This is a genomic window from Desulfarculaceae bacterium, from assembly GCA_020444545.1.
In the GTDB taxonomy this organism is placed as follows: Bacteria; Desulfobacterota; Desulfarculia; order Desulfarculales; family Desulfarculaceae; genus Desulfoferula.
The window spans coordinates 602,734-623,015 of record JAHLKT010000004.1 but is presented as its reverse complement, the minus strand read 5'-3'; the positions used below and the strand labels follow the sequence as shown (position 1 = coordinate 623,015).

Here is a 20,282-nt window from a genome sequence, read left to right as displayed (position 1 = left end):
GAGGCTAACAGCCATGCGAAAGATAGCGATTTACGGCAAAGGCGGAATTGGCAAGTCAACCACCACCCAGAACACGGTGGCCGGCCTGGCGGAGATGGGCAAGAAGGTGATGGTGGTGGGCTGCGACCCCAAGGCCGACTCCACCCGCCTGCTCCTGGGCGGCCTGGCCCAGAAGTCGGTGCTGGACACCCTGCGCGAGGAAGGCGAGGACGTCGAGCTGGAAGAAATTCGGCGCGGCGGTTTCGGCGGCACCTGGTGCGTGGAGTCCGGCGGCCCCGAGCCCGGGGTGGGCTGCGCCGGGCGCGGCATCATCACCTCCATCAACATGCTCGAATCCCTGGGCGCCTATGAGGAGTGCGAGGGCCTGGACTACGCCTTCTATGACGTGCTGGGCGACGTGGTCTGCGGCGGCTTCGCAATGCCCATCCGGGACGGCAAGGCCGAGGAGATCTACATCGTCTGTTCCGGCGAGATGATGGCCATGTACGCGGCCAACAACATCTGCAAGGGCATCCGCAAGTACGCCGAATCGGGCAAGGTGCGCCTGGGCGGGCTCATCTGCAACAGCCGCAACGTGGACAACGAGAGCGAGATGATCGAGGAGCTGGCCAAGATGCTCGGCACCCAGATGATCTACTTCGTGCCGCGCGACAACGACGTGCAGCGGGCCGAGATCAACCGCAAGACGGTGATTGAGTGGAACCCCGACGCGCCTCAGGCCCAGCACTACCGCGCCCTGGCCAAGGCCATCGACGAGAACGAGATGTTCATCATTCCCGAGCCGCTGGAGATCGAGCAGCTGGAGCAGTTGCTGCTGGACTTCGGGCTGTTGGCGGCCTGATCAACCTTAACCGGTCAAGGGATGGATTAACGACATGATGACTATGGTGAGAGCAATCGTGAGGCCGGAGAAGGCCGACGAGGTGCTGAAGGCCCTGATGGACGCGGGCTTCCCCTCGGTGACCAAGTACTCCGTGGCCGGGCGCGGCAAGCAGAGGGGCATCAAGATCGGCCAGATCACCTACGACGAGATCCCCAAGACCCTCTTGATGAGCGTGGTCAAGGACGAGGACGTGGAGTTCGTGATCAAGACCATCATGGAGGCGGCCCGCACCAAGGGCAAGGGAGCCTTCGGCGACGGCAAGATCTTCGTAAGCCCGGTGGAAGAGGTCTACACCATCAGCTCCGGGGTCTGCGACACCGCGCCGCTGGAGGAAGCCGAGGCCACGGCATGAAAGAGATCATCGCCGTGGTGCGCATGAACACCATGAACCAGACCAAGCAGGCCCTGACCAAGATCGGCATCGACTCCATGTTTGCCCACGAGTGTCAGGGACGCGGCAAGGGGCTGGTGGACGTGAAGATCCTGGCCGGGGCCAGCGAGGGCTACGAGGAGGCCATCGCCCTGTTGGGCGAAAAAGGCAAGCTCTACTCCAAGCGCATGCTGACCATGGTGGTCTCGGATCACAACGTGGAGCCGGCGGTGAGGACCATCATCGAGACCAACCAGACCGGCAAGCCCGGCGACGGCAAGATCTTCGTTTTGCCCATCAGCAACGCGGCCCGGGTGCGCACCGGAGAAATCGGCCCCAAGGCAATCGTCTAGTACGGCGGGGAGACAGCAGAAATGATTTCAGCCCATGACAACAAGGCGCCGGCGGACCCGGCGGTCATCAAGGAAAAGATACTCACCAAGTATCCCCCCAAGGTGGCCCGCAAGCGCGCCAAGCAGATTCTGATCAACGAGGCCTTGCAGAACGAGACCCCGGAGATCACCGCCAACGTGCGCACCATCCCGGGCATCATCACCATGCGGGGCTGCACCTACGCCGGTTGCAAGGGCGTGATCATGGGCCCCACCCGGGACATCGTGAACATCACCCACGGCCCCATCGGCTGCGGCTTCTACTCCTGGCTCACCCGGCGCAACCAGACCGACGCCACCGCCCCGGATGCCCAGAACTACATGACCTACTGCTTCAGCACGGACATGCAGGACAAGGACATCATCTTCGGGGGCGAGAAAAAGCTGGAAGCGGCCATCCAGGAGGCCTACGACCTGTTCCACCCCAAGGGCATCTGCGTGTTCGCCACCTGCCCGGTGGGGCTCATCGGCGACGACATCCACGCCGTGGCCGCCAAGATGAAGAAGAAGCTGGGCGATTGCAACGTCTTCGCCTTCTCCTGCGAGGGCTACAAGGGCGTTTCTCAGTCCGCCGGGCACCACATCGCCAACAACCAGGTGTTCAGGCACCTGGTGGGCAACAAGGACGAGGGCAAGCCGGGCAAGTACCGCATCAACCTCTTGGGCGAGTACAACATCGGCGGCGACGGCTTTGAGATCGATCGCTTGTTGAACAAGTGCGGCATCACCAACAACGCCACCTTCAGCGGCAACAGCTCCTACGACCAGTTCGCCAGTGCCCACACCAGCGACCTGAACGCGGTGATGTGCCACCGCTCCATCAACTACGTGGCCGACATGCTCGAGGTGAAGTACGGCATCCCCTGGATCAAGGTGAACTTCATCGGCGCGGGCGCCGCGGCCAAGAGCCTACGCAAGATAGCCCAGTACTTCGGCGACCAGGAGCTCATCGACCGGGTGGAGGAGGTGATCGCCGAGGAAATGCCCGCCGTGGAAGCGGTGGCCAAGGAGGTGCGCCCCCGCACCGATGGCAAGACGGCCATGCTCTTCGTGGGCGGCTCCCGGGCCCATCACTACCAGGAACTGTTCAAGGAACTGGGCATGAAGACCATCAGCGCGGGCTACGAGTTCGCCCACCGCGACGACTACGAAGGCCGCCACGTGATCCCCAACCTCAAGGTGGACGCGGACAGCCGCAACATCGAGGAGCTGGAGGTGGAGGCCGACGAGAGCCTCTACTCCCCGCGCAAGAGCGAGGATGAGCTCAAGGCCCTGGCCGAGTCCGGCCTGGAGTTCAAGGGCTACGAGGGCATGATCCCGGACATGGAAAACGGGACCATGGTCATCGACGACCTCAACCAGTACGAGGCCGAACAGCTGGTGGAGCTTCTCAAGCCCGACATCTTCTGCGCGGGCATCAAGGAGAAGTTCTCCATCCAGAAGCTGGGCATCCCCATGAAGCAGCTCCATTCCTACGACTCGGGCGGGCCCTACGCCGGATTCCAGGGAGCCATCAACTTCTACCGCGAGATCGACCGCCTGGTGAACAGCAAGGTCTGGGGCTACATGAAGGCCCCCTGGCAGGAGAACCCCGAACTCTCGGCAACCTACGTTTGGGAATAACGCCCGGCGAGACCAAGGACAAGAGCCATGCTGCTTAGACACACGCCCGAAAAGATAGCCGAGCGCCACGCTCTGACCATCAACCCGGCCAAGACCTGCCAGCCCATCGGCGCCATGTACGCCGCGCTGGGGGTGCACGGCTGCCTGCCCCACAGCCACGGCTCCCAGGGCTGCTGCGCCTATCACCGCAGCACCTTGACACGCCACTACAAGGAGCCCATCAGCGCGGGCACCAGCTCCTTCACCGAGGGGGCATCCGTCTTCGGCGGGCAGGCCAACCTGTTGCAGGCCCTCGACAACATCTTCACGGTTTACGAGCCCGAGGTGGTGGCGGTGCACACCACCTGCCTGTCCGAGACCATCGGCGACGATTTGCCCCAGATCGTGGACAAGGCCACCAAGGACGGCAAGATCCCCAAGGGCAAAGACGTCATCTACGCCAACACCCCCAGCTACGTGGGCAGCCACGTGACCGGCTTCTCCAACATGGTCAAGGGCATGGCCATGAAGGCCGAGCACACGGGCAAGAAGAACGGCAAGGTGAACATCATCCCCGGCTGGGTGGAGCCGGCCGACATGGAGGAGATCAAGCGCCTGGCCGGGCTCATCGGGGTGGAGATCATCCTGTTCCCCGACACCTCGGGCATCTTGAACGGCCCCCTGTCCGGCGAATACAAGATGTTCCCCGAAGGCGGGGTCACCATCGACGCGCTCAAGAGCGCCGGCGATTCCATCGGCACCCTGGCCATGGGCGAGTGGTGCAGCGCAGACGCGGCCCGCTATCTGGACACCAACCACAAGGTCCCTTGCCGGGTGCTGGACATCCCCATAGGCCTCATGGCCACCGACCGCTTCGTGGACGCCCTGCGCATCATCGCCGGGGTGAGCGTGCCCGAGGAGGTGACCCACGAGCGCGGCCAGCTGGTGGACATGATCAGCGACATGCACCAGTACTTCTTCCACAAGAAGGTGGCCCTGGCCGGCGACCCGGACCAGCTCATCGCTATGACCGAGTTCCTGGTGTCCATCGATATGTGGCCCGTCCACGTGGTGAGCGGCACGCCGGGCAAGGCCTTTGAAAAGCGCATCCGGGAGCTCACCGCGGATCTGCCCTACGAGGTCAACGTGAAGTGCGACCAGAACGCGGACATGTTCCTCTTGCACCAGTGGATCAAGAACGAGCCGGTGGATATGCTCATCGGCAACACCTACCTCAAGTACATGGCCCGCGACGAGGACATCCCCCTGGTGCGCTGGGGCTTCCCCATCCTGGACCGCCAGGGGCACCAGTACTTCCCCACCGTGGGCTACAAGGGCGGCATCCGGCTGCTGGAGAAGATCCTAAATGCTTTGCTGGACCGCAAGGACCGCGACGACCCGGAGACGAGCTTCGAGCTGGTGATGTAGGCAAGGCGGGGAAGGCCCCGCCGGAACAGGGCAGGTGAAGGATGGCTAAGATTATCGATCACGACTCGGCCCCGGACTTTTGCGCCGACCACCGCCGCTCCTCGGGACGCATCCACCTGCCTGTGGCCCCCCGGGCCCTGGCCAAGGTGCGCTTCACCCCGGACCAGCCCCTGCCCCGGGCCCTGACTCCGGAGCAGGCCCTCAACTGGCTGGAGTATTTGGAAGACCAGGGCGACGCCATCAAGGTGGTCAACCTCAACGGCCCCGGCGACCCCCTGGCAACGCCGGAGTTGACCCTCAAGACCCTGGCCCTGGTGCGCGAGCGCTACCCCGAGGTCAGCCTGTGCCTCACCACCCTGGGCCTGGGCGCGGCGGAGATCGCGCCCGAGCTGGCCAAGCTGGGCCTGGCCCACGTGTCCATCCTCATGGACGCGGTGGACCCCTCGGTGGTGGAGCGCATCTACGCCTGGATACGCCCGGGCAAGCGCACCCTGCCGCTGAGCGAGGCGGCCAAGACCCTGGTCAAGGAACAGCCCTTTGCCATCGCCGCCCTGGTGGAGGCCGAGGTGCCGGTGCAGGTGAAGACCACCCTCTATCCCTGGATCAACGCGGAGCAGGTGGGCGAGATCGCCCAGCGGGCGGCCGAGTTAGGGGTGGCGGAGATGAAGCTGTTCCCCTTCCTGCCCAAGGGCGAGGACTGCCCCCAGCCCTGCCAGCCGGCCGACCCGGCCGAGCTGGAGCGCCTGGCCGCCCTGGCTTCCAAGCACCTTCCCGTCCAGGCCATCGACCTGGCCTCCTGCGCCCAGGCCCTGGAGTGGGACTTCAACGAGCCCGCCGCCAGCCAGGTGGTGTTGCCAAAGCCCAGCCAGCAGAAGCCCTATTTGGCGGTGTGCAGCTCTGACGGCTTCGAGGTGGACCTGCATTTGGGCCAGGCCGGGCAGTTCCTCATCTACGGTCCCCAGGACGGGCCGGTGGTGCTCCGGGAGGCGCGGCCCGCGCCCGAGCCCGGCGAGGGCGATGCCCGCTGGCAACAGGTCTACCTGGTGCTCAGCGACTGCTTCGCGGTCTTGGCCGCGGCCGCCGGGCAAGCGCCGCGCAGGCTGTTGGGCGACAAGGGCCTGCCGGTGTTGATCCAGGAGGGCAACGTGGAAGGCCTGGTGGACGTGCTCTTCGGCGGCGGCAAGAAAAAGGGCGGCAAGAAATAGGGCCCCCACGACACGAGCGAACGACTTCGCATTAAGGAGCAAACCAAATGGGAATCCCGGCCAATCAGATTCTGGTCTGTCAGAGCTTCCGCCTCAAGGGCGATCCCCAGGGCATCTGCCACAAGAAGACCGACGGCTTTTTGCAGTACCTGGAAGAGGAGATCCTGGACCGTGGCCTGGACTGCCAGGTGGTGGCCACCGGCTGCCTCAAGCAGTGCGACCAGGGCCCGGCCATGGTGGTGCAGCCCAACAACTGGTGGTTCAAGGGCGTGGACAGCGAGGCGGCCATCGACGCCATCCTGGACGGCCTGGAAGACGGCGAACCGCCCGAGGAATATTTGATCGGCTAGGGAGAGACGCCCCACCATGAGCCACCCCACGGTGAACATACGCCCGGCCCGCGCCGAGGACCTGCTCGCCCTGAGCGATCTGCTGGGCGTGCTGTTCTCGGTGGAGCCAGACTTCGCCGTGGACGCGGCGCGCCAGACGCGGGGCCTGGAGATGCTCCTGGCCTCGCCCACCGCGCGGCTGCTGGCCGCCGAGGCCGATGGCGAAGTGGTGGGCATGGTGGCCGGGCAGCTCGTGGTGTCCACCGCCGAGGGGGCCTGGTCCTTGTGGGCCGAGGACCTGGTGGTGGCGCCCGCCTGGCGGGGCCGGGGGGTGGGGCGGGGGCTCATGGAAGCCATCGCCGCCTGGGCCGCTGAGCGCGGGGCCACGCGGATGCAGCTTTTGGCCGACCGGGAGAACCAGGCCGGGCTCAAGTTTCACCGTGGTCTGGGCTGGGAAAACACCCGGATGATCTGCCTGCGTAAGCGGGCCTAAGGAGCAGCCATGTCCCAGGTGATATTCGCCGAGCGCGAGGATCAGATTCATGAAACCGGCGGGGACAAGCCCTTCCGCATCAGCTGCGACAAGCAGAGCCTGGCCGGGGCGGTCAGCCAGCGGGCCTGCGTGTTCTGCGGTTCGCGGGTGGTGCTCTATCCCATCGCCGACGCCCTGCACCTGATCCACGGTCCCATCGGCTGCGCTTCCTACACCTGGGATATCCGGGGCGCCCTGTCCTCGGGCCCGGAGCTGCACCGCTACTCCTTCAGCACCGACCTGGGCGAGACCGACGTGATCTTTGGGGGCGAAGGGAAGCTGACCCGCGCCCTGGACGAGCTGATCCCCCTGCACCAGCCCCAGGCGGCGTTCGTCTACTCCACCTGCATGGTGGGGCTCATCGGCGACGACATCAACGCGGTGTGCAGGAAGGCCGAAGAGCGCCACGGCATCCCGGTGATTCCGGTGATGAGCGAGGGCTTCAAGGGCAACAAGCGGGCCGGCTACTACGCGGCCTGCAACGCCCTGTTTCGTCTGGTGGGCAGCGGCGACATCAGCGATATCCCGCCCATGGCGGTGAACCTGCTGGGCGACTTCAACCTGGCCGGCGAGATATGGATCATTCGAGAGTACCTGGAGCGCATGGGGGTGAGCGTGGTTGCCAACGTGACCGGCGACGGCCGGGTGGCCCAGATGCAGCGGGCCCACGGCGCGGCGCTCAACCTGGTGCAGTGCTCCGGCTCCACCATGGAGCTGGCCAAGATGATGCAGGAGACCTACGGCATCCCCTTCAAGCGGGTGAGCTATCTGGGCGTGGAGGACATGGCCCAGGCGCTCTACGACGTGGCTGAGTTCTTTGGCTCCGACGAGGCCATGGAAAAGGCCAAGGAGCTGGTGCGCGAGGAGCTGGGCCGCATCTATCCCCGGCTCATGGAATTGCGCGAGAGCCTGGAGGGCAAGCGGGCTGCCCTGTACGTGGGCGGGGCCTTCAAGGCCTTCAGCCTGATCAAGTCCTTCCGCCTGCTGGGCATGAAGGTGGTGCTGGCCGGCTCCCAGACCGGCACCGAGGAGGACTACCAGGAACTGGCTTCCATCTGCGAGCCGGGCACGGTGATCGTGGACGACGCCAACCCCCTGGAGCTGATGACCTACCTGATCGAAAAGGACGTGGACGTTTTTGTGGGCGGCGTGAAGGAGCGGCCCATCGCCCACAAGCTGGGCATCGGTTTCGTGGATCACAACCATGAGCGCAAGCTGGCCCTGGAGGGCTTCGTGGGCATGCTCAACTTTGCCGAGGAGGTGGCGGCCACGGCCCTGAGCCCGGTGTGGCGCTTCACCCCGCGCCGGGCGCGGCGGCGGCTGGAGGCGGTGTGATGAAAAACAACCTGGCCAAGAAGCACGACTACGTTTCCAGCACCAACGCCTGCAAGGCCTGCATGCCCCTAGGCGCCTGCATCGCCTTCAAGGGCATCGAGGGCTGCGTGCCCTTCCTGCATGGCTCCCAGGGCTGCGCCACCTACATGCGGCGCTATTTGATCAGCCACTACCGCGAGCCGGTGGACATCGCCTCCAGCGCCCTGGGCGAGGGCGAGGCGGTGTTCGGCGGCGGGCCCAACCTGAAGGCGGGCCTGGTCAACGTGATCAACAAATACCAGGCCAAGGCGGTGGGCATCGCCACCACCTGTCTCACCGAGACCATCGGCGACAACGTGCCGGCCATCGTGAGGGAGTTCCTGGCCGAGGCGGTGCTGGAGGGCTCTTGCACCGAGATGCCCGCCCTGATCCACGCGGCCACGCCGTCCTATGCGGCCACCCACATGGAGGGCTTCTACGCGGCGGTGGCCGCCACCGTGGCCCAGCTGGCCGAGCCCGGCCCGCGCCACGAGGGCATCAACCTGCTGCCCGGCCTGATCAGCCCGGCGGACATCCGCCATCTGCTGGAGGTGGCCGGGGACTTCGGCCTGGAGGCCACCCTGCTGCCCGACTACTCCCGGCCCCTGGATGCCCCGGCCAGCGAGGCCTACGAGATTCTGCCCGAGGGTGGCACCCCTCTGGCGGCGATCAAGGCCATGGGCGGGGCGCGGGCCAGCCTGGCCTTGGGCTGGACCCCGGCCTCCCAGGACGCGGGCCGCGACCTGGCCGAGCGTTGCGGGGTGCCCCTGCACAGCCCGGGCCTGCCTCTCGGCCTGCGGGCCAGCGACGAGCTCTTCGCCGTGCTGGAGGAGATAAGTGGGCGGCCCATCCCTGACAAGCACGTTGAGGAACGCGGTCGCCTGCTGGACGCCATGGTGGACGGGCACAAGTACCTCTCGGGCAAGCGGGCGGTGGTCTACGGCGAGCAGGATCTGGTCATCGGGCTCAGCGCCTTCTTGGCCGAGATCGGGATTACGCCGGTGCTCTGCGCCTCGGGCGGCCGGGCTCTCAACTTCGGCGAGAAGGTGCATGAATTCTGCGACGGCCTGACCCGCGAGACGCCGCGGGTGGAGGCGGGCATCGACTTCTACCGCATCGCCGAGATCAGCCGCGAGCTCAAGCCGGACCTGTTCGTGGGCCACTCCAAGGGCTACCGCATGGCCCGTGAGCAGGGCGCGCCCCTGGTGCGGGTGGGCATGCCCATCCACGACCGCATCGGCGGCTCCCGCATCCTGCACCTGGGCTATCGCGGCGCGCAGCAGCTCTACGACCGCCTGGTGAACGCCGTCTTGGCCCAGAAGCAGGCCGACTCCGACGTGGGCTACGGATACCTATAGGGAGACATCATGGACGCACACGACATCAGCGCCAAGCATCCTTGTTTCAACCGCGCGGCCAAGGGCTCCCACGGGCGAGTGCATCTGCCCGTGGCCCCGGCCTGCAACATCAAGTGCAACTACTGCGACCGCAAGTACTCCTGCGTCAACGAGTCGCGCCCGGGCGTGACCTGCGGGGTTTTGGCTCCCCACCAGGCCCTGGCCTATCTGGAGCAGGTGCTGGCCGCCGAGCCGCGCATCTCCGTGGCGGGCATCGCCGGGCCAGGCGACCCCATGGCCAACGCGGGCCGCACCCTGGAGACGATGCGCCTGGTCAAGGAGCGCTTCCCCCAGATGCTCTATTGCCTCTCCTCCAACGGCCTGGCCGTGCCCGCGCATCTGGACGAGCTGGCTCAGGTGGGGGTCACTCACATGACCATCACCATCAACGCGGTGGACCCGGCCATCGGCAGCCGGATATACGCCTATGTCAAGGACGGCAAGATGGCCTATCGCGGCGAGGAGGCGGCGCGGCTGCTGCTATCTCGCCAGAGCGAGGCGGTGGCCGGCTTGAAGGAGCGGGGCATCGTGGTCAAGCTCAACACCATCGTCATCCCCGGGGTCAATGACCAGCACGTGGAAGAGGTGGCCCGCTGGGGGGCCGAGCTGAACGCGGACCTGATGAACCTGATGCCCATGTACCCCACCGCGGGCACCCCCTTCGAGAGCCTGGGCGAACCCAGCCGCCCCCTGATGCAGTCGCTCCGGGAGGTGTGCGACAGGCACATGAGTCAGATGACCCATTGCACCCGCTGCCGGGCCGACGCGGTGGGCCTGTTGGGCCAGGACAAGAGCAAGGAAATGGCCGGCTGCCTCTCCTCCTGCGGCAAGCTGCCCGAGCCCATGGACCTGACCCGGCCCCACGTGGCCGTGGCCAGCCGCGAGGGGCTTTTGGTCAACCTGCACCTGGGCCAGGCCATGGAGTTTCAGATCTGGGGGCCGGGGGTGGAGGGCTTCGAGCTCATCGAGACGCGGCCCGCCCCGCCGGCGGGCGACGGCGAGCTGCGCTGGAAGCGCCTGGCCGAGTCCCTGGACGACTGCCGCAACGTCTTGGTCAGCGGAATAGGGGAGACGCCGCGCGCGGTGCTCTCCGGCTACGGCGTGGAGCCCCTGGAGGTGAACGGCTTCATCGAGGAGGCGCTCAAGGCCATCTACGCGGGCGACGACCTGTCGGCCATGCGGGTGCGCAAGGGCAAGGCCTGCTGCGCGGCCGGGATGGGGCAGGGCGGCGGCGGCATGGGCTGCTGCTAGGCGATCAGGCCGGCTCCTCCAGGGCCCGGCACTCCTGGCCGGTGCTTTCGCAGAAGCGGGCGTATTCGTCGCGCCAGGCCTGGTTGGAGCGCGGGAAGCTGTCCAAAAACTCCAGGAAGCAGGCCATGCGCTCGATGACCTCGCGGCCCAGGACGTGCTCGGCCCGGCAGGCGTTGTCCTCGGCCTGGCTGGGAGGCACGCCCAGCACCTCGCCCAAGAAGCGGGTGAGCGTGTCGTGGCGGCGGATGATCTCCCCGGCCAGGCGCTCGCCCGAGGCGGTGAGGCTGATGGGGCTGTAGGGCTGGTAGTTGACCAGGCCCTTGTCGCCCAGGCTTTTTAAAGCCGAGGTCACGGTGCCCGGAGTCACCCCCAGGCGCTCGGCGATGTCCTTGGTCCGGGCTACCTGGTTTTCCTTTTGCAGCTCGGCGATGGCCTCCAGATAGTCTTCCGACTGTGCGGTGAGCCGCTTGCCCTTCAACCGCCGGGACGTGGCCTGGCTCATAACACCCTCCCTGTTCCATTTATATGTACACCGCTCGGTTCCCCAACACAAAAAACTTGACCTCAAATAAAATTAACTGTACCTAATTAAATAAACCAGACCATAAAGGAGCTTTTGTTTTGGCACCCATGATTAGCCCACCCCGGCCCGCCCTTGAAGAGCCGTTGGCTTTAACCCAAGAGTCCGGGGGCGCCGCGTCTCTGGAATGGCACCAGGACTGCTTGGTGGTGACCTTGCTCCTGGGGGCGGCTTTTGACAAGAAGGCCCTGAAAAAACATCTGAAACGCGCGGGATTGCCGGAGGAGGCCCAGCAGGGGCGCGGCGAGGCCCTGCTGCACGCCCTGCACGAGGCCTGTCACACCAACCCGCAGGCGCAAGCAGCGGTGAGCAAGGAGCTGAGCGCCCGCTTCCGGGCCACCCTGCATAAAACCGCCTCCCTGAGCGGTGGCGAGATCCTGGCTCAGGCCCGGGACACCGCCTGGCCCATCCCCCTGCTCTGGGCCTGTTACCAGGGTGAGGGCAGGGAGCGCCGCGAGGCCGGCCGCCGCCTGGCCCACCTCGTTGCCGCGCGGGGCATGAAGCGCCTGCAAGGCGAGTCCCTGGTGGAGCGTGAAAAGGGACGGGCCGAGACCTACTGCGCCCAGAATCGAGCCCTGCGCCAAAGCCTGGAAGAATTGAAGGCCGAGAACCGCGATCTGGCCCTGCGTTTGAAAACCCCGCAGGTTCGCAGTGAACCCGCCGTACCCCAGGCCGCCGCGCCCTCGCCCCACAAGAAGCGGGCCAAGGAATTGGGCCGCGAGCTGGAGCAGGCCCGCGCGGAGATAGAACAACTGCGCAACGACCTGGCTGTGTGGCGCGCCCTGGCCCTCCAGGCCGAGGAAGAAGCGCGCGCCGCCCAGGCCGGGGCAGAGGCCTGTTGCTCGGCAGAGGCGTGCCCCGAGGCCTGTCCTGACTGCGGCCAGGCCCGCGCCGGGGCGCGTCCCGCCCGTAGCCGCTGCCCCCTGCGGGGCCGCTCGGTGGCGGTGATCGGCGGCCTGGACCGGCTGGAAAAGAACTACACCGAGATAATCGAGCAGATGGGCGGGAGCTGTCTGTGCCACACCGGCAAGGTGCGCTCCGGGGCTCGGCGTCTGCGCCAGATCGTGAACAAGTCCGACCTGGTCGTGTTCCTTACCCCCATCAACTCCCACGCCGCTATGAATGTGGTCAAGAAGCAGTGCAAGCTCTGCGAAAAACCCTTCTGCCCGCTCAACTGCACCAGTCCCACAGCCCTGGAATCGCATTTAATCCAACTAAGCCAGGACCGGGCCCTAAGCGCCTGAGCCGGAAAGGCGAAAAAGCGCCCCGTAGTACTTGACAACTTATAAACTTAGTAGTAACTAACTAAATCATGATTTGCAAACACAGCGAGGCGCACCGAAACCATCCTGCACGGCGCATGCCCACGCTATCCGGCCCGGCCGGAGGCGAAGCGACTCTGCCGGCGCCTAAACAATGTGAGGCATAAGTGCCGATATATACTTATCAATGCCCCAATTGCACCCGCCAGGAGACTAGGGTGACCGGGATTGACGACCGGGTGGTGCGCTGCCCGGCCTGCGGCTGCGACATGCGCCGCCCCACAGACCCGGACTCCGTTTTTTCGGCTTACTCCTGAGGCACCTGCCCGGCGCGCGCCCAGGCGCACCGGGGTTTGGGCGCATTGGGGAATTTTTTTGGAAGCAATGTTTGATACATCAAACTTATGGGAGACGGCAATGGCTACTAAAGAAACCCTGCGAATGCTGGGGCCGGGCGAAGAGGCGGTGATCGACAAGGTCACGGCCAGCGGCGAGCTGGGGCGGCGCATCCGGGAGATGGGGCTGGTGCCCGGCACCACCATCAAGATCATGGGACGCGCGCCCCTCAAGGACCCGGTGGAGATCAAGCTCAAGGGCTACAACCTCACCCTGCGCAACAACGAGGCCGACCACATCATGGTCCGGTCGGGAGAGGAATAGCCATGGCCGGAGAAAAACTGACCATCGCCCTGGCGGGCAACCCCAACTCGGGCAAGACCTCTCTGTTCAACGCCCTCACCGGCGCGCGCCAGCACGTGGGCAACTACCCCGGCGTGACCGTGGAGAAGAAGTGGGGCGTCGCCAAGCTGGGCGGCAACGACGTGACCATCGTGGACCTGCCCGGCACCTACAGCCTCACCGCCTACTCCCCCGAGGAGTTGGTGGCCCGCGACTACCTCGTCCAGGAAAAGCCCGACGTGGTGGTCCACGTGGCCGACGCGGCCAACCTGGAGCGCAACCTCTACCTGGCGGTGCAGTTCCTGGAGTTGGGCGTGCCCCTGGTCATCGCCCTGAACATGATGGACGTGGCCGAGGCCAAGGGACTGAGTATCGACACCGACAAGCTGGGCAAGCTCTTGGGCGCGCCCCTGGTGCCCACCGTGGCCCGCACCGGCAAGGGGGTGCCCGAGCTTTTGGCCGCCGCCGCCAAAGTGGCCGCCGAGCGCAAGGAGTGGAAACCCCTGGAGCTCTCCTACGGCCACGACGTGGACCAGGCGCTCAACGAGCTGACCGCCAGCCTGAACGGCGGAGGCCGCGAGTGGGAGCCGCTCAGTCCCCGTTGGGTGGGCCTCAAGCTGCTGGAGAACGACAGCGAAGTAAAGGCCCAGGTGGCGCGCGATCCGTCCCTGGCCGCCCTCACCGGCACCCGGCGCCAAGAGCTGAGCGAACACATCCGCTCCACCATGGACGACGACCCCGAGGGGATCATCGCCGACCACCGCTACGGCTTCATCAGCGGCCTCTACCGCCAGGCAGTCACCGAGACCCGGGGCCAGCGCCTGGAGCTGAGCGACCGCATCGACAAGGTGCTCACCAACCGCCTGCTGGGGCCGGTGTTCCTGCTGGCCATCCTCTACGGGGTATACGAGTTCGTGTTCTGGGCCAGCGAGACGCCGGTGGGCTGGTTCGAGACCTTCTTCGGCTGGCTGGGCGGCGTGGCCGAGGCGGCCATTCCCGAGGGCCTGCTCCAGTCGCTCATCGTCTCCGGCGTGATCGACGGCGTGGGCGGGGTCTTGGGCTTCGTGCCGCTGATCGCCTTCATGTTCTTCGCCATCGCCATCATGGAAGACACCGGCTACATGGCCCGGGTGGCCTATATTCTGGACCGCCTTCTGCGGCACTTCGGCCTGCACGGCAACAGCGTGATCGCCCTGATCGTCAGCGGCGGCATCTCCGGCGGCTGCGCGGTGCCCGGGGTCATGGCCACCCGCACCCTCAAGGACCCCAAGGCCCGCCTGGCCACCATCCTCACCGTGCCCCTGATGAACTGCGGGGCCAAGCTGCCGGTGTACGCCTTGTTGATCGGCGCCTTCTTCGCGGCCCAGCAGGCCAACATGCTCTTCGCCCTGACCCTGATCTCCTGGGGCCTGGCGTTGATCGCGGCGCGCATCCTGCGCTGGACCCTGCTCAAGGGCGAGACCGCGCCATTTGTGATGGAGCTGCCCCCCTACCGTATGCCCACCCTCAAGGGCCTGTTGATCCACACCTGGGAGCGCACCTGGCAGTACGCCAAAAAGGCGGGCACCGTGATTCTGGGGGTGAGCGTGGTCATGTGGGCCCTGATGACCTTCCCCGGCCTGCCCGAGGAGCGGGTGGCCTCGTGGGAGAGCCGCATCGAGGCGGCCCAGACCCAGGAGGCCAAGGACGAGCTGGCCCACCTGATGGCTCAGGACGAGGTGCGCCACTCCGTGGCCGGCCGCATGGGCCACGCCCTGACCTATGTCACCGCGCCGCTGGGCTTCGACTGGCGCACCAACGTGGCCCTGGTGGGCGGCTTCGCGGCCAAGGAGGTGGTGGTGGCCACCATGGGCACCGCCTACAGCCTGGGCGAGGTGGACCCGGAGGAGAGCGAGAGCTTGGGCGACCGCCTGGCCAAGGACCCGGCCTGGAACCCGCTCATGGCCTTTGCCCTGATGATCTTCGTGATGGTCTACGCCCCCTGCTTCGTCACGGTGGTGATGATCCGCCGCGAGGCCGGGGGCTGGGGCTGGGCCCTGTTCGCCATGGGCTACACCACAATCCTGGCCTATGTGTTGGCCTTATTGGTCTATCAGGGCGGCCGCGTCCTGGGATTGGGATAGAGACATGGATCAGTTGATCATCGTTCTGGCCCTGGTGGCCCTGGCTGCCGCCTGGCTGGCGCGCCGCTGGTGGCGCGCCGCCCGGCGGCCCGAGACGGGATGCGGCTGCGGCGGCTCCTGCGGCGGCTGCCCGGGCGGTCTCCAGGAATCCATTCATCCCCTGTGCAAGGAGGAATGATCATGCACGGACCATGCGCCTTCGAGGTGGGGGTGGCCCCCAACCGGGTTGCCGGCCGCCAGCGCCGCTGGGTCTTCCCGCGGCAGGGCCCGCGCCGCGCCCTGGCGGCCCCGACCCGCTAAAAACTAGCTAACTAGCCATACAGACTGGCGATATTTCGCCCGGCCCCGCGCCGGGAAAGGAGAGCTCTGTGCCTAAAAACAGCCAAACACAAACCAACCTGCCCCCGGGACACGGCCACGCCCAGGGCCATTGCGGCTGCGCGGGCGACTGCGCGAACTGCACCTGCCGCCAAAAGCGCGCCTCCGAGGACGGCGACACCGGCGCCTGAAACCAACCCAACCACAGGAAAGGAACCACAATGAGAAGCATGGTACGCATGGGGGCCCTTTTGGCTTTGGGGGCGCTTTTGCTGGCCCCGGCCCCGGGCCTGGCCGCCATTGACCCCACCCAGGAGGCGATCCTTAAAAAACTGGAGGCCCTGCAAAACCGGGTGACCTATCTGGAAGACAAGCTGGCCGAGGCCCAAAAGTCGGCCAAGACCGCCCAGGACGCGGCCATGGAGGCACGCAAGACCTCGGCCAACTCCCTGAAAATGAGCCAGCAGTTGTCCAAGACCACCGACCGCCAGCCCCAGGGCCTGCTCACCGAGGCGGGCAAGCGCCTCAAGGTCTACGGCGCGGTGGAGCTGGAAGGCTCCTACCAGAACTACGAGCCCAATAATGGCCAGAGCAGGACCGAGAGCGACTTCAGCGTGGCCACGGCCGAGATATTCTTCGAGGCCACCATCAACAAGTACGTGAAGGGCCTGCTGCACCTGCTTTACGAGAACGAGGGCGACCCCTTCAACGTGGACGAGGCCTTCATCCTGGTGGGCCAGACCGAGGACATGCCCTTCTACTTCCTGGGCGGCCTGATCTACCCGGCCGTCGGCCTGTTCGAGACCTACATGGTAAGTGACCCCATCACCCAGAACGTGTTCGAGGTCCAGGCCACGGCGGCCGAGATCGGTTGGGCCCAGAACTGGTTCAACGTGGGCGCGGGCGTATACAACTCCGGCCTGCACCAGACCAGCGACGCGCCGGACAACAACCTGAACACCTTCTACGTGCGGGCCCAGTTCGACGCGCCCGAGGGCGCCCTGGGCGACGGCGTGGACCTGAACTTCGGCGCGGCCTACACCAACAACATCGCGGCGGGCAATTTGGCCGACGAGGTGCCTGACGAGTCCCTGCAAGACCTGGTGGGCGGCCTTAGCCTGATGCTCAACGCCCAGTACAAGTGGGCCGTGTTCAACGCCGAGTACATCACCGCCTTGGACGACTTCTCGGCCGGCGAGCTGTCCTTCGCCTCGGGCAAGGCCAAGCCCTACGCCTACAACCTGGAGCTGGCCCTGCTGCCCATCGAGGACTGGACCTTCGCGGTGCGCTACGAAGGCGGCGGCGATTTGGGCGACTTCCAGCCCGAGCAGCAGTACGGCTTCGCCGTGGCTTGGGACTTCCTGCCCGACACCACTATCAGCCTGGAGCTGTTGCGCGGCAACTACGCCAACGAAGACGAGCGGACCCTGGTGACCACCCAACTGGCGGTGGCCTTCTAGGCAAGCGGACCGCCAACGGCCGGGGCCATCCCTCCCCGGCCCTGGCCGTTGGCCACTCGGAAAATTTGTGCGACCATGCCCCCAGGGACTGGCGCCATGGAAGGATTGAAGCGATGGAAAAGAAAATGGCCTGGGCATTGTTGCTGGGGGCGGCTCTGCTGGCCCTGGCCGGCTGCGCCAAAGGCACCACCAGCAAGCTCTTTAGCAAGGAGCTGCCCCCCACCGCCCGCCTGGCCCAAACCGGCGAGGTGGGCAAGTGCCGCTATTTGGGCGAGGTGCGGGGCTATGCCGAGCCCACCAAATCGGGCAACGTGCCCCTGGCCCGGCTCACCGCGCGCGACGACATGTTGCAACGGGCCGGGGACATGGGCGCCACCGACGCGGTGCTGGAAGGCTATCAGGGCAACCGGCGGGCCGTGGCCTTGGGCAAGGCCTATCAGTGTCCCTAGGGGCTGGGCCCGGCACCGGTGCAGGGGACGAGACTAACCGGACCTTGCCCCTCGTGACGCCAGAGGGGTTGCGCCTCGCGCGCGGCCCCTCTTTATTTTTGGGGCGGCGGGGAGCTACTTGCCCGGCATGATGCTGGAGAACATGCGCTCCAGCTTGGCCACCGTGGCCGCGGTCTTGCGCGATGCCCGGATCATGCCGGGAGTGATGAGCATGGATTCGGTGGCCTTGCCCTTGGGGTCGTACAGGGCGAAGTAAATGTCCCCCTTGCTGGACAGGTCGATGCTGGCCCGGGTGACGCCTTGCTTGTCCTTAAGGTGAATCGCCTGGGTCTGAACCACCCGCTGCACCGTGCTCTTGGCCTGCACCAGTTGGCTACCCAGGGTGCCACCGATGAAACCGGCCAGCATGGTAAGCAGCGTCAACGCGAAGATCATTTTCTTGGACATGGCATCGCTCCCCTGAAATAGGTCTAGCCGTATCTTAGCAGAGGCGGCGCGGAGCCGTGGCCGTCCGGGCGGAGAAACATCCCACGTTGACCGGGAAATCGTAACTCCCTAAAATGGCCTTGGGCGGGGCGCGGCCCCGCGCCCTGTTTTCCGCCGTAGCCCGCATGACAGGAGGACGATCATGCCCACCCCCTGGCAGCGCCCGGAGGTCCTGTTCCCCCCTGACCGCGCCAAGGCCGCCCTGGTGGTCATCGACATGCAGAACTTTGCCTGCGCCCCGCCCGGCGGCTCGCCCCTGCCCGGCCTGGAGGGGGTAGTGGGGCGCATCAACGCCCTGGCCGGAGCCTGCCGGGAGAGCGGCGTACCGGTGATTTGGGTGCGCCACGCCCTGGAGGAATCCGGCGGCCAAGACGACGGCGGGATGTACGGGCTCTTCCACTCTCCCCAGGGCCTGGCCAACGTGGCGCGCGGCTCCCAAAGCGGCGAGCTCTTCCCGGCCATGCAAACCGACCCGGCCCAGGACCACTTCGTATGCAAAAACCGCTACAGCGCCTTCCTCTCCGACCCGCCCGAGCTGCGAAGCAAACTGGTTGAGCTGGGCCGGAACCAGCTTTTAATCACCGGCGTGGCGGCCAACGTGTGCGTGGAGTCCACCCTGCGCGACGCCATGCAGCTGGACTACGAGGTGATCCTCATCGCCGACGGCACCACCGGGCCAGACCAAGCGGCGGTGCAAAACACCATCAACAACACGCGGCTCTTTTTCGGCGACGTGCGCCAGGCCGAGGACGTGGCCGCCGCGCTGGGCGGAGGTGAGGCATGAGCGCCAAGCCAAGCATGGAAGAGGCCATCGCCCAGCGGGCCCTGGAGCTGACCTACGAGAGCATGAGCCCCGAGCTGCTCCACCTAGTCAAGCGCAGCATCCTGGACTCCTACGCGGGCATCTGCGGCTCGCTCAAGGACCGGGGCATGCTGGCCAACTTCGACCGCCTGGTGGCCGCCCCGGCCTCGGGCGCGGACCTGGAGGTGTGGGGCATCAACCGCAAGGGTGGCTTCATGGACGCGGTGTTCATGAACGCCATCCTGGCCCGGCGCAGCGACCTGCTCAACACCTACCTGGCACCCAACGGCATGGGCGGGGTGCACCCCTCGGACAACCTGGCCCTGGCCCTCACCCTGGCCGACTGGCTGAAGATGAACGGCCGGGACTTCCTGACCACGGTGTACACCGCCTTTTACCTGGCCGCGGCCTTTGCCACCTATTACAACCCCGAGCCCGCCAAATACGACCACGACGCGGCGGCCACCTTTTACACCGCCCTGACCATCGGCAAGGCCCTGGGGCTCAGCCAAGAGCAGCTGGTGCTGGTGCAGCGCATCGCGGGCATGTTCGGCCTGGATATCAACCAGGCCGCCGTGGGCCAGGTGACCGATTGGAAGCACTGCACCTACGCCTCCTGCGCCTTGCGCGCCTTGCAGGCGGCGCGCCTGGCCCTGGCCGGCTTCCAGGCCCCCAGCCAGATATACGAGGGCGCGGCGGGGGTGAACCAGTTCTTCCCCCACGCGGCGGCGGTCTTCGACCCGCCGCCCGATCTGGGCCTGATCGTGTTCAAGCGCTGGCCCGCCCTGGTCTTCTGCCAGACGCCCATCGACGTGGCCCTGGATTTGGCCCCCCGAATCAAGGACCCCGCGGCCATCCAGGCGGTGGAGGTAAAGACATATCAGGTGGCCTTGCGCAACGGGGGCACCGCGGCGGCCCTGCACCCGGAGAGCCGGGCCGGGCGCACCCATTCCATCCCCTACTGCGTGGCCACCGCCCTGCTCAAGCCCATCGCCTACGAGGACTTCGACCAGGCGCGCTCCACGGACCCGGAGCTGCAAGCCCTGCTGCCCAAGGTGGCGGTGAGCGAGGACCCGGCCCTCACCCAGGCCTACCCGGCCAAGGCCCGCTGCGAGATAACGGTGACCCTGGCCGACGGTTCGACCTTGCAAGCCGCGCGGGACTACCCCAAAGGAGACCCCAACGATCCCTTGCCCGACGCCGAGTTGGAGGACAAGCTGCGCGCCTACTTCTTCTTTGCCGAGGACAAGGCCGAGGTGGACGCGGTGATCGCGGGGGTGTGGAAGCTGGAGGAACAGAAGGGCCTGGCCTGGCTGACCTCGCCCCTCAAGCGCCGCCTGATCTAGCCGGGCAAAGCAAAGGGGCCGGCCGGTTCCGGCCGA

The 20,282-nt window shown here is 66.2% G+C and carries 22 protein-coding genes; 20 read left to right on the top strand and 2 right to left on the bottom strand.

All coding sequences use genetic code 11. From position 1 onward, the window contains the following. Positions 1-13 precede the first annotated feature (13 nt). From nifH to nifB, 11 genes are read left to right on the top strand one after another with little or no spacing between them, the layout of a single operon-like run. Positions 14-841 carry a nitrogenase iron protein gene (nifH, locus tag KQH53_14690; protein MCB2227924.1) on the top strand — a complete coding sequence of 276 codons (828 nt, stop codon included), beginning with the start codon at positions 14-16 and terminating at the stop codon, positions 839-841. Positions 842-875: 34 nt separating this feature from the next. Continuing rightward, positions 876-1,235, top strand: a complete 360-nt coding sequence (locus KQH53_14685; protein MCB2227923.1) for a P-II family nitrogen regulator — start codon at positions 876-878, stop codon at positions 1,233-1,235. Continuing rightward, positions 1,232-1,606 carry a P-II family nitrogen regulator gene (locus KQH53_14680; GenBank protein MCB2227922.1) on the top strand — a complete coding sequence of 125 codons (375 nt, stop codon included), beginning with the start codon at positions 1,232-1,234 and terminating at the stop codon, positions 1,604-1,606. The genes KQH53_14685 and KQH53_14680 overlap by 4 nt, the downstream gene beginning before the upstream one ends. Positions 1,607-1,627: 21 nt before the next feature. Continuing rightward, positions 1,628-3,268, top strand: coding sequence for a nitrogenase molybdenum-iron protein alpha chain (gene nifD / locus KQH53_14675; GenBank protein MCB2227921.1), 1,641 nt, complete (start codon positions 1,628-1,630; stop codon positions 3,266-3,268). A 27-nt stretch (positions 3,269-3,295) separates the two neighbouring features. Continuing rightward, on the top strand, positions 3,296-4,675 hold the full coding sequence (nifK, locus tag KQH53_14670; GenBank protein MCB2227920.1) for a nitrogenase molybdenum-iron protein subunit beta: 1,380 nt from the start codon (positions 3,296-3,298) through the stop codon (positions 4,673-4,675). Positions 4,676-4,716: 41 nt separating this feature from the next. Next, the gene (locus KQH53_14665; protein ID MCB2227919.1) at positions 4,717-5,880 is read left to right on the top strand and encodes a radical SAM protein; all 1,164 of its coding nucleotides are present in this window, start codon (positions 4,717-4,719) and stop codon (positions 5,878-5,880) included. A 47-nt stretch (positions 5,881-5,927) separates the two neighbouring features. Then, positions 5,928-6,230 carry a (2Fe-2S) ferredoxin domain-containing protein gene (locus tag KQH53_14660; GenBank protein ID MCB2227918.1) on the top strand — a complete coding sequence of 101 codons (303 nt, stop codon included), beginning with the start codon at positions 5,928-5,930 and terminating at the stop codon, positions 6,228-6,230. Positions 6,231-6,246: 16 nt separating this feature from the next. Beyond that, positions 6,247-6,702 carry a GNAT family N-acetyltransferase gene (locus tag KQH53_14655; protein ID MCB2227917.1) on the top strand — a complete coding sequence of 152 codons (456 nt, stop codon included), beginning with the start codon at positions 6,247-6,249 and terminating at the stop codon, positions 6,700-6,702. 9 nt (positions 6,703-6,711) lie between these two features. Then, positions 6,712-8,076: a nitrogenase iron-molybdenum cofactor biosynthesis protein NifE gene (gene nifE, locus KQH53_14650; GenBank protein ID MCB2227916.1), complete on the top strand. Its 1,365-nt coding sequence runs from the start codon at positions 6,712-6,714 to the stop codon at positions 8,074-8,076. Beyond that, the gene (locus tag KQH53_14645) at positions 8,076-9,452 is read left to right on the top strand and encodes a nitrogenase (GenBank protein ID MCB2227915.1); all 1,377 of its coding nucleotides are present in this window, start codon (positions 8,076-8,078) and stop codon (positions 9,450-9,452) included. Before nifE ends, KQH53_14645 begins: the two co-directional genes overlap by 1 nt. A gap of 9 nt (positions 9,453-9,461) precedes the next feature. Further along, positions 9,462-10,742 (top strand): nitrogenase cofactor biosynthesis protein NifB, encoded by a 1,281-nt coding sequence (gene nifB / locus KQH53_14640; GenBank protein ID MCB2227914.1) that lies wholly within the window; start codon positions 9,462-9,464, stop codon positions 10,740-10,742. A 4-nt stretch (positions 10,743-10,746) separates the two neighbouring features. Here nifB and KQH53_14635 read toward each other — a convergent pair whose 3' ends face one another. Next, entirely contained in the window at positions 10,747-11,244 is a 498-nt protein-coding gene (locus tag KQH53_14635; protein ID MCB2227913.1) for a metal-dependent transcriptional regulator, read from the bottom strand. A gap of 164 nt (positions 11,245-11,408) precedes the next feature. Between KQH53_14635 and KQH53_14630 the strand changes: the two genes are divergently transcribed. The 7 genes from KQH53_14630 (at position 11,409) to KQH53_14600 (ending at position 17,612) form a co-directional block, all read left to right on the top strand. Continuing rightward, positions 11,409-12,566, top strand: a complete 1,158-nt coding sequence (locus KQH53_14630; protein ID MCB2227912.1) for a DUF2325 domain-containing protein — start codon at positions 11,409-11,411, stop codon at positions 12,564-12,566. Positions 12,567-13,001: 435 nt separating this feature from the next. Further along, on the top strand, positions 13,002-13,244 hold the full coding sequence (locus KQH53_14625) for a ferrous iron transport protein A (GenBank protein ID MCB2227911.1): 243 nt from the start codon (positions 13,002-13,004) through the stop codon (positions 13,242-13,244). A gap of 2 nt (positions 13,245-13,246) precedes the next feature. Continuing rightward, entirely contained in the window at positions 13,247-15,385 is a 2,139-nt protein-coding gene (feoB, locus tag KQH53_14620) for a ferrous iron transport protein B (protein ID MCB2227910.1), read from the top strand. A 4-nt stretch (positions 15,386-15,389) separates the two neighbouring features. Next, the gene (locus tag KQH53_14615; protein ID MCB2227909.1) at positions 15,390-15,563 is read left to right on the top strand and encodes a FeoB-associated Cys-rich membrane protein; all 174 of its coding nucleotides are present in this window, start codon (positions 15,390-15,392) and stop codon (positions 15,561-15,563) included. Positions 15,564-15,753: 190 nt separating this feature from the next. Further along, positions 15,754-15,894, top strand: a complete 141-nt coding sequence (locus tag KQH53_14610) for a hypothetical protein (protein MCB2227908.1) — start codon at positions 15,754-15,756, stop codon at positions 15,892-15,894. Between the two features lie 30 nt (positions 15,895-15,924). Then, positions 15,925-17,163 carry an LbtU family siderophore porin gene (locus KQH53_14605; protein MCB2227907.1) on the top strand — a complete coding sequence of 413 codons (1,239 nt, stop codon included), beginning with the start codon at positions 15,925-15,927 and terminating at the stop codon, positions 17,161-17,163. Between the two features lie 113 nt (positions 17,164-17,276). Further along, positions 17,277-17,612, top strand: coding sequence for a hypothetical protein (locus KQH53_14600; protein MCB2227906.1), 336 nt, complete (start codon positions 17,277-17,279; stop codon positions 17,610-17,612). Positions 17,613-17,726: 114 nt separating this feature from the next. Here KQH53_14600 and KQH53_14595 read toward each other — a convergent pair whose 3' ends face one another. Then, positions 17,727-18,059, bottom strand: coding sequence for a hypothetical protein (locus tag KQH53_14595; GenBank protein ID MCB2227905.1), 333 nt, complete (start codon positions 18,057-18,059; stop codon positions 17,727-17,729). A gap of 181 nt (positions 18,060-18,240) precedes the next feature. Between KQH53_14595 and KQH53_14590 the strand changes: the two genes are divergently transcribed. Beyond that, on the top strand, positions 18,241-18,882 hold the full coding sequence (locus KQH53_14590) for a cysteine hydrolase (GenBank protein ID MCB2227904.1): 642 nt from the start codon (positions 18,241-18,243) through the stop codon (positions 18,880-18,882). Next, positions 18,879-20,246 carry an MmgE/PrpD family protein gene (locus tag KQH53_14585; protein MCB2227903.1) on the top strand — a complete coding sequence of 456 codons (1,368 nt, stop codon included), beginning with the start codon at positions 18,879-18,881 and terminating at the stop codon, positions 20,244-20,246. The genes KQH53_14590 and KQH53_14585 overlap by 4 nt, the downstream gene beginning before the upstream one ends. Positions 20,247-20,282: the final 36 nt, after the last annotated feature.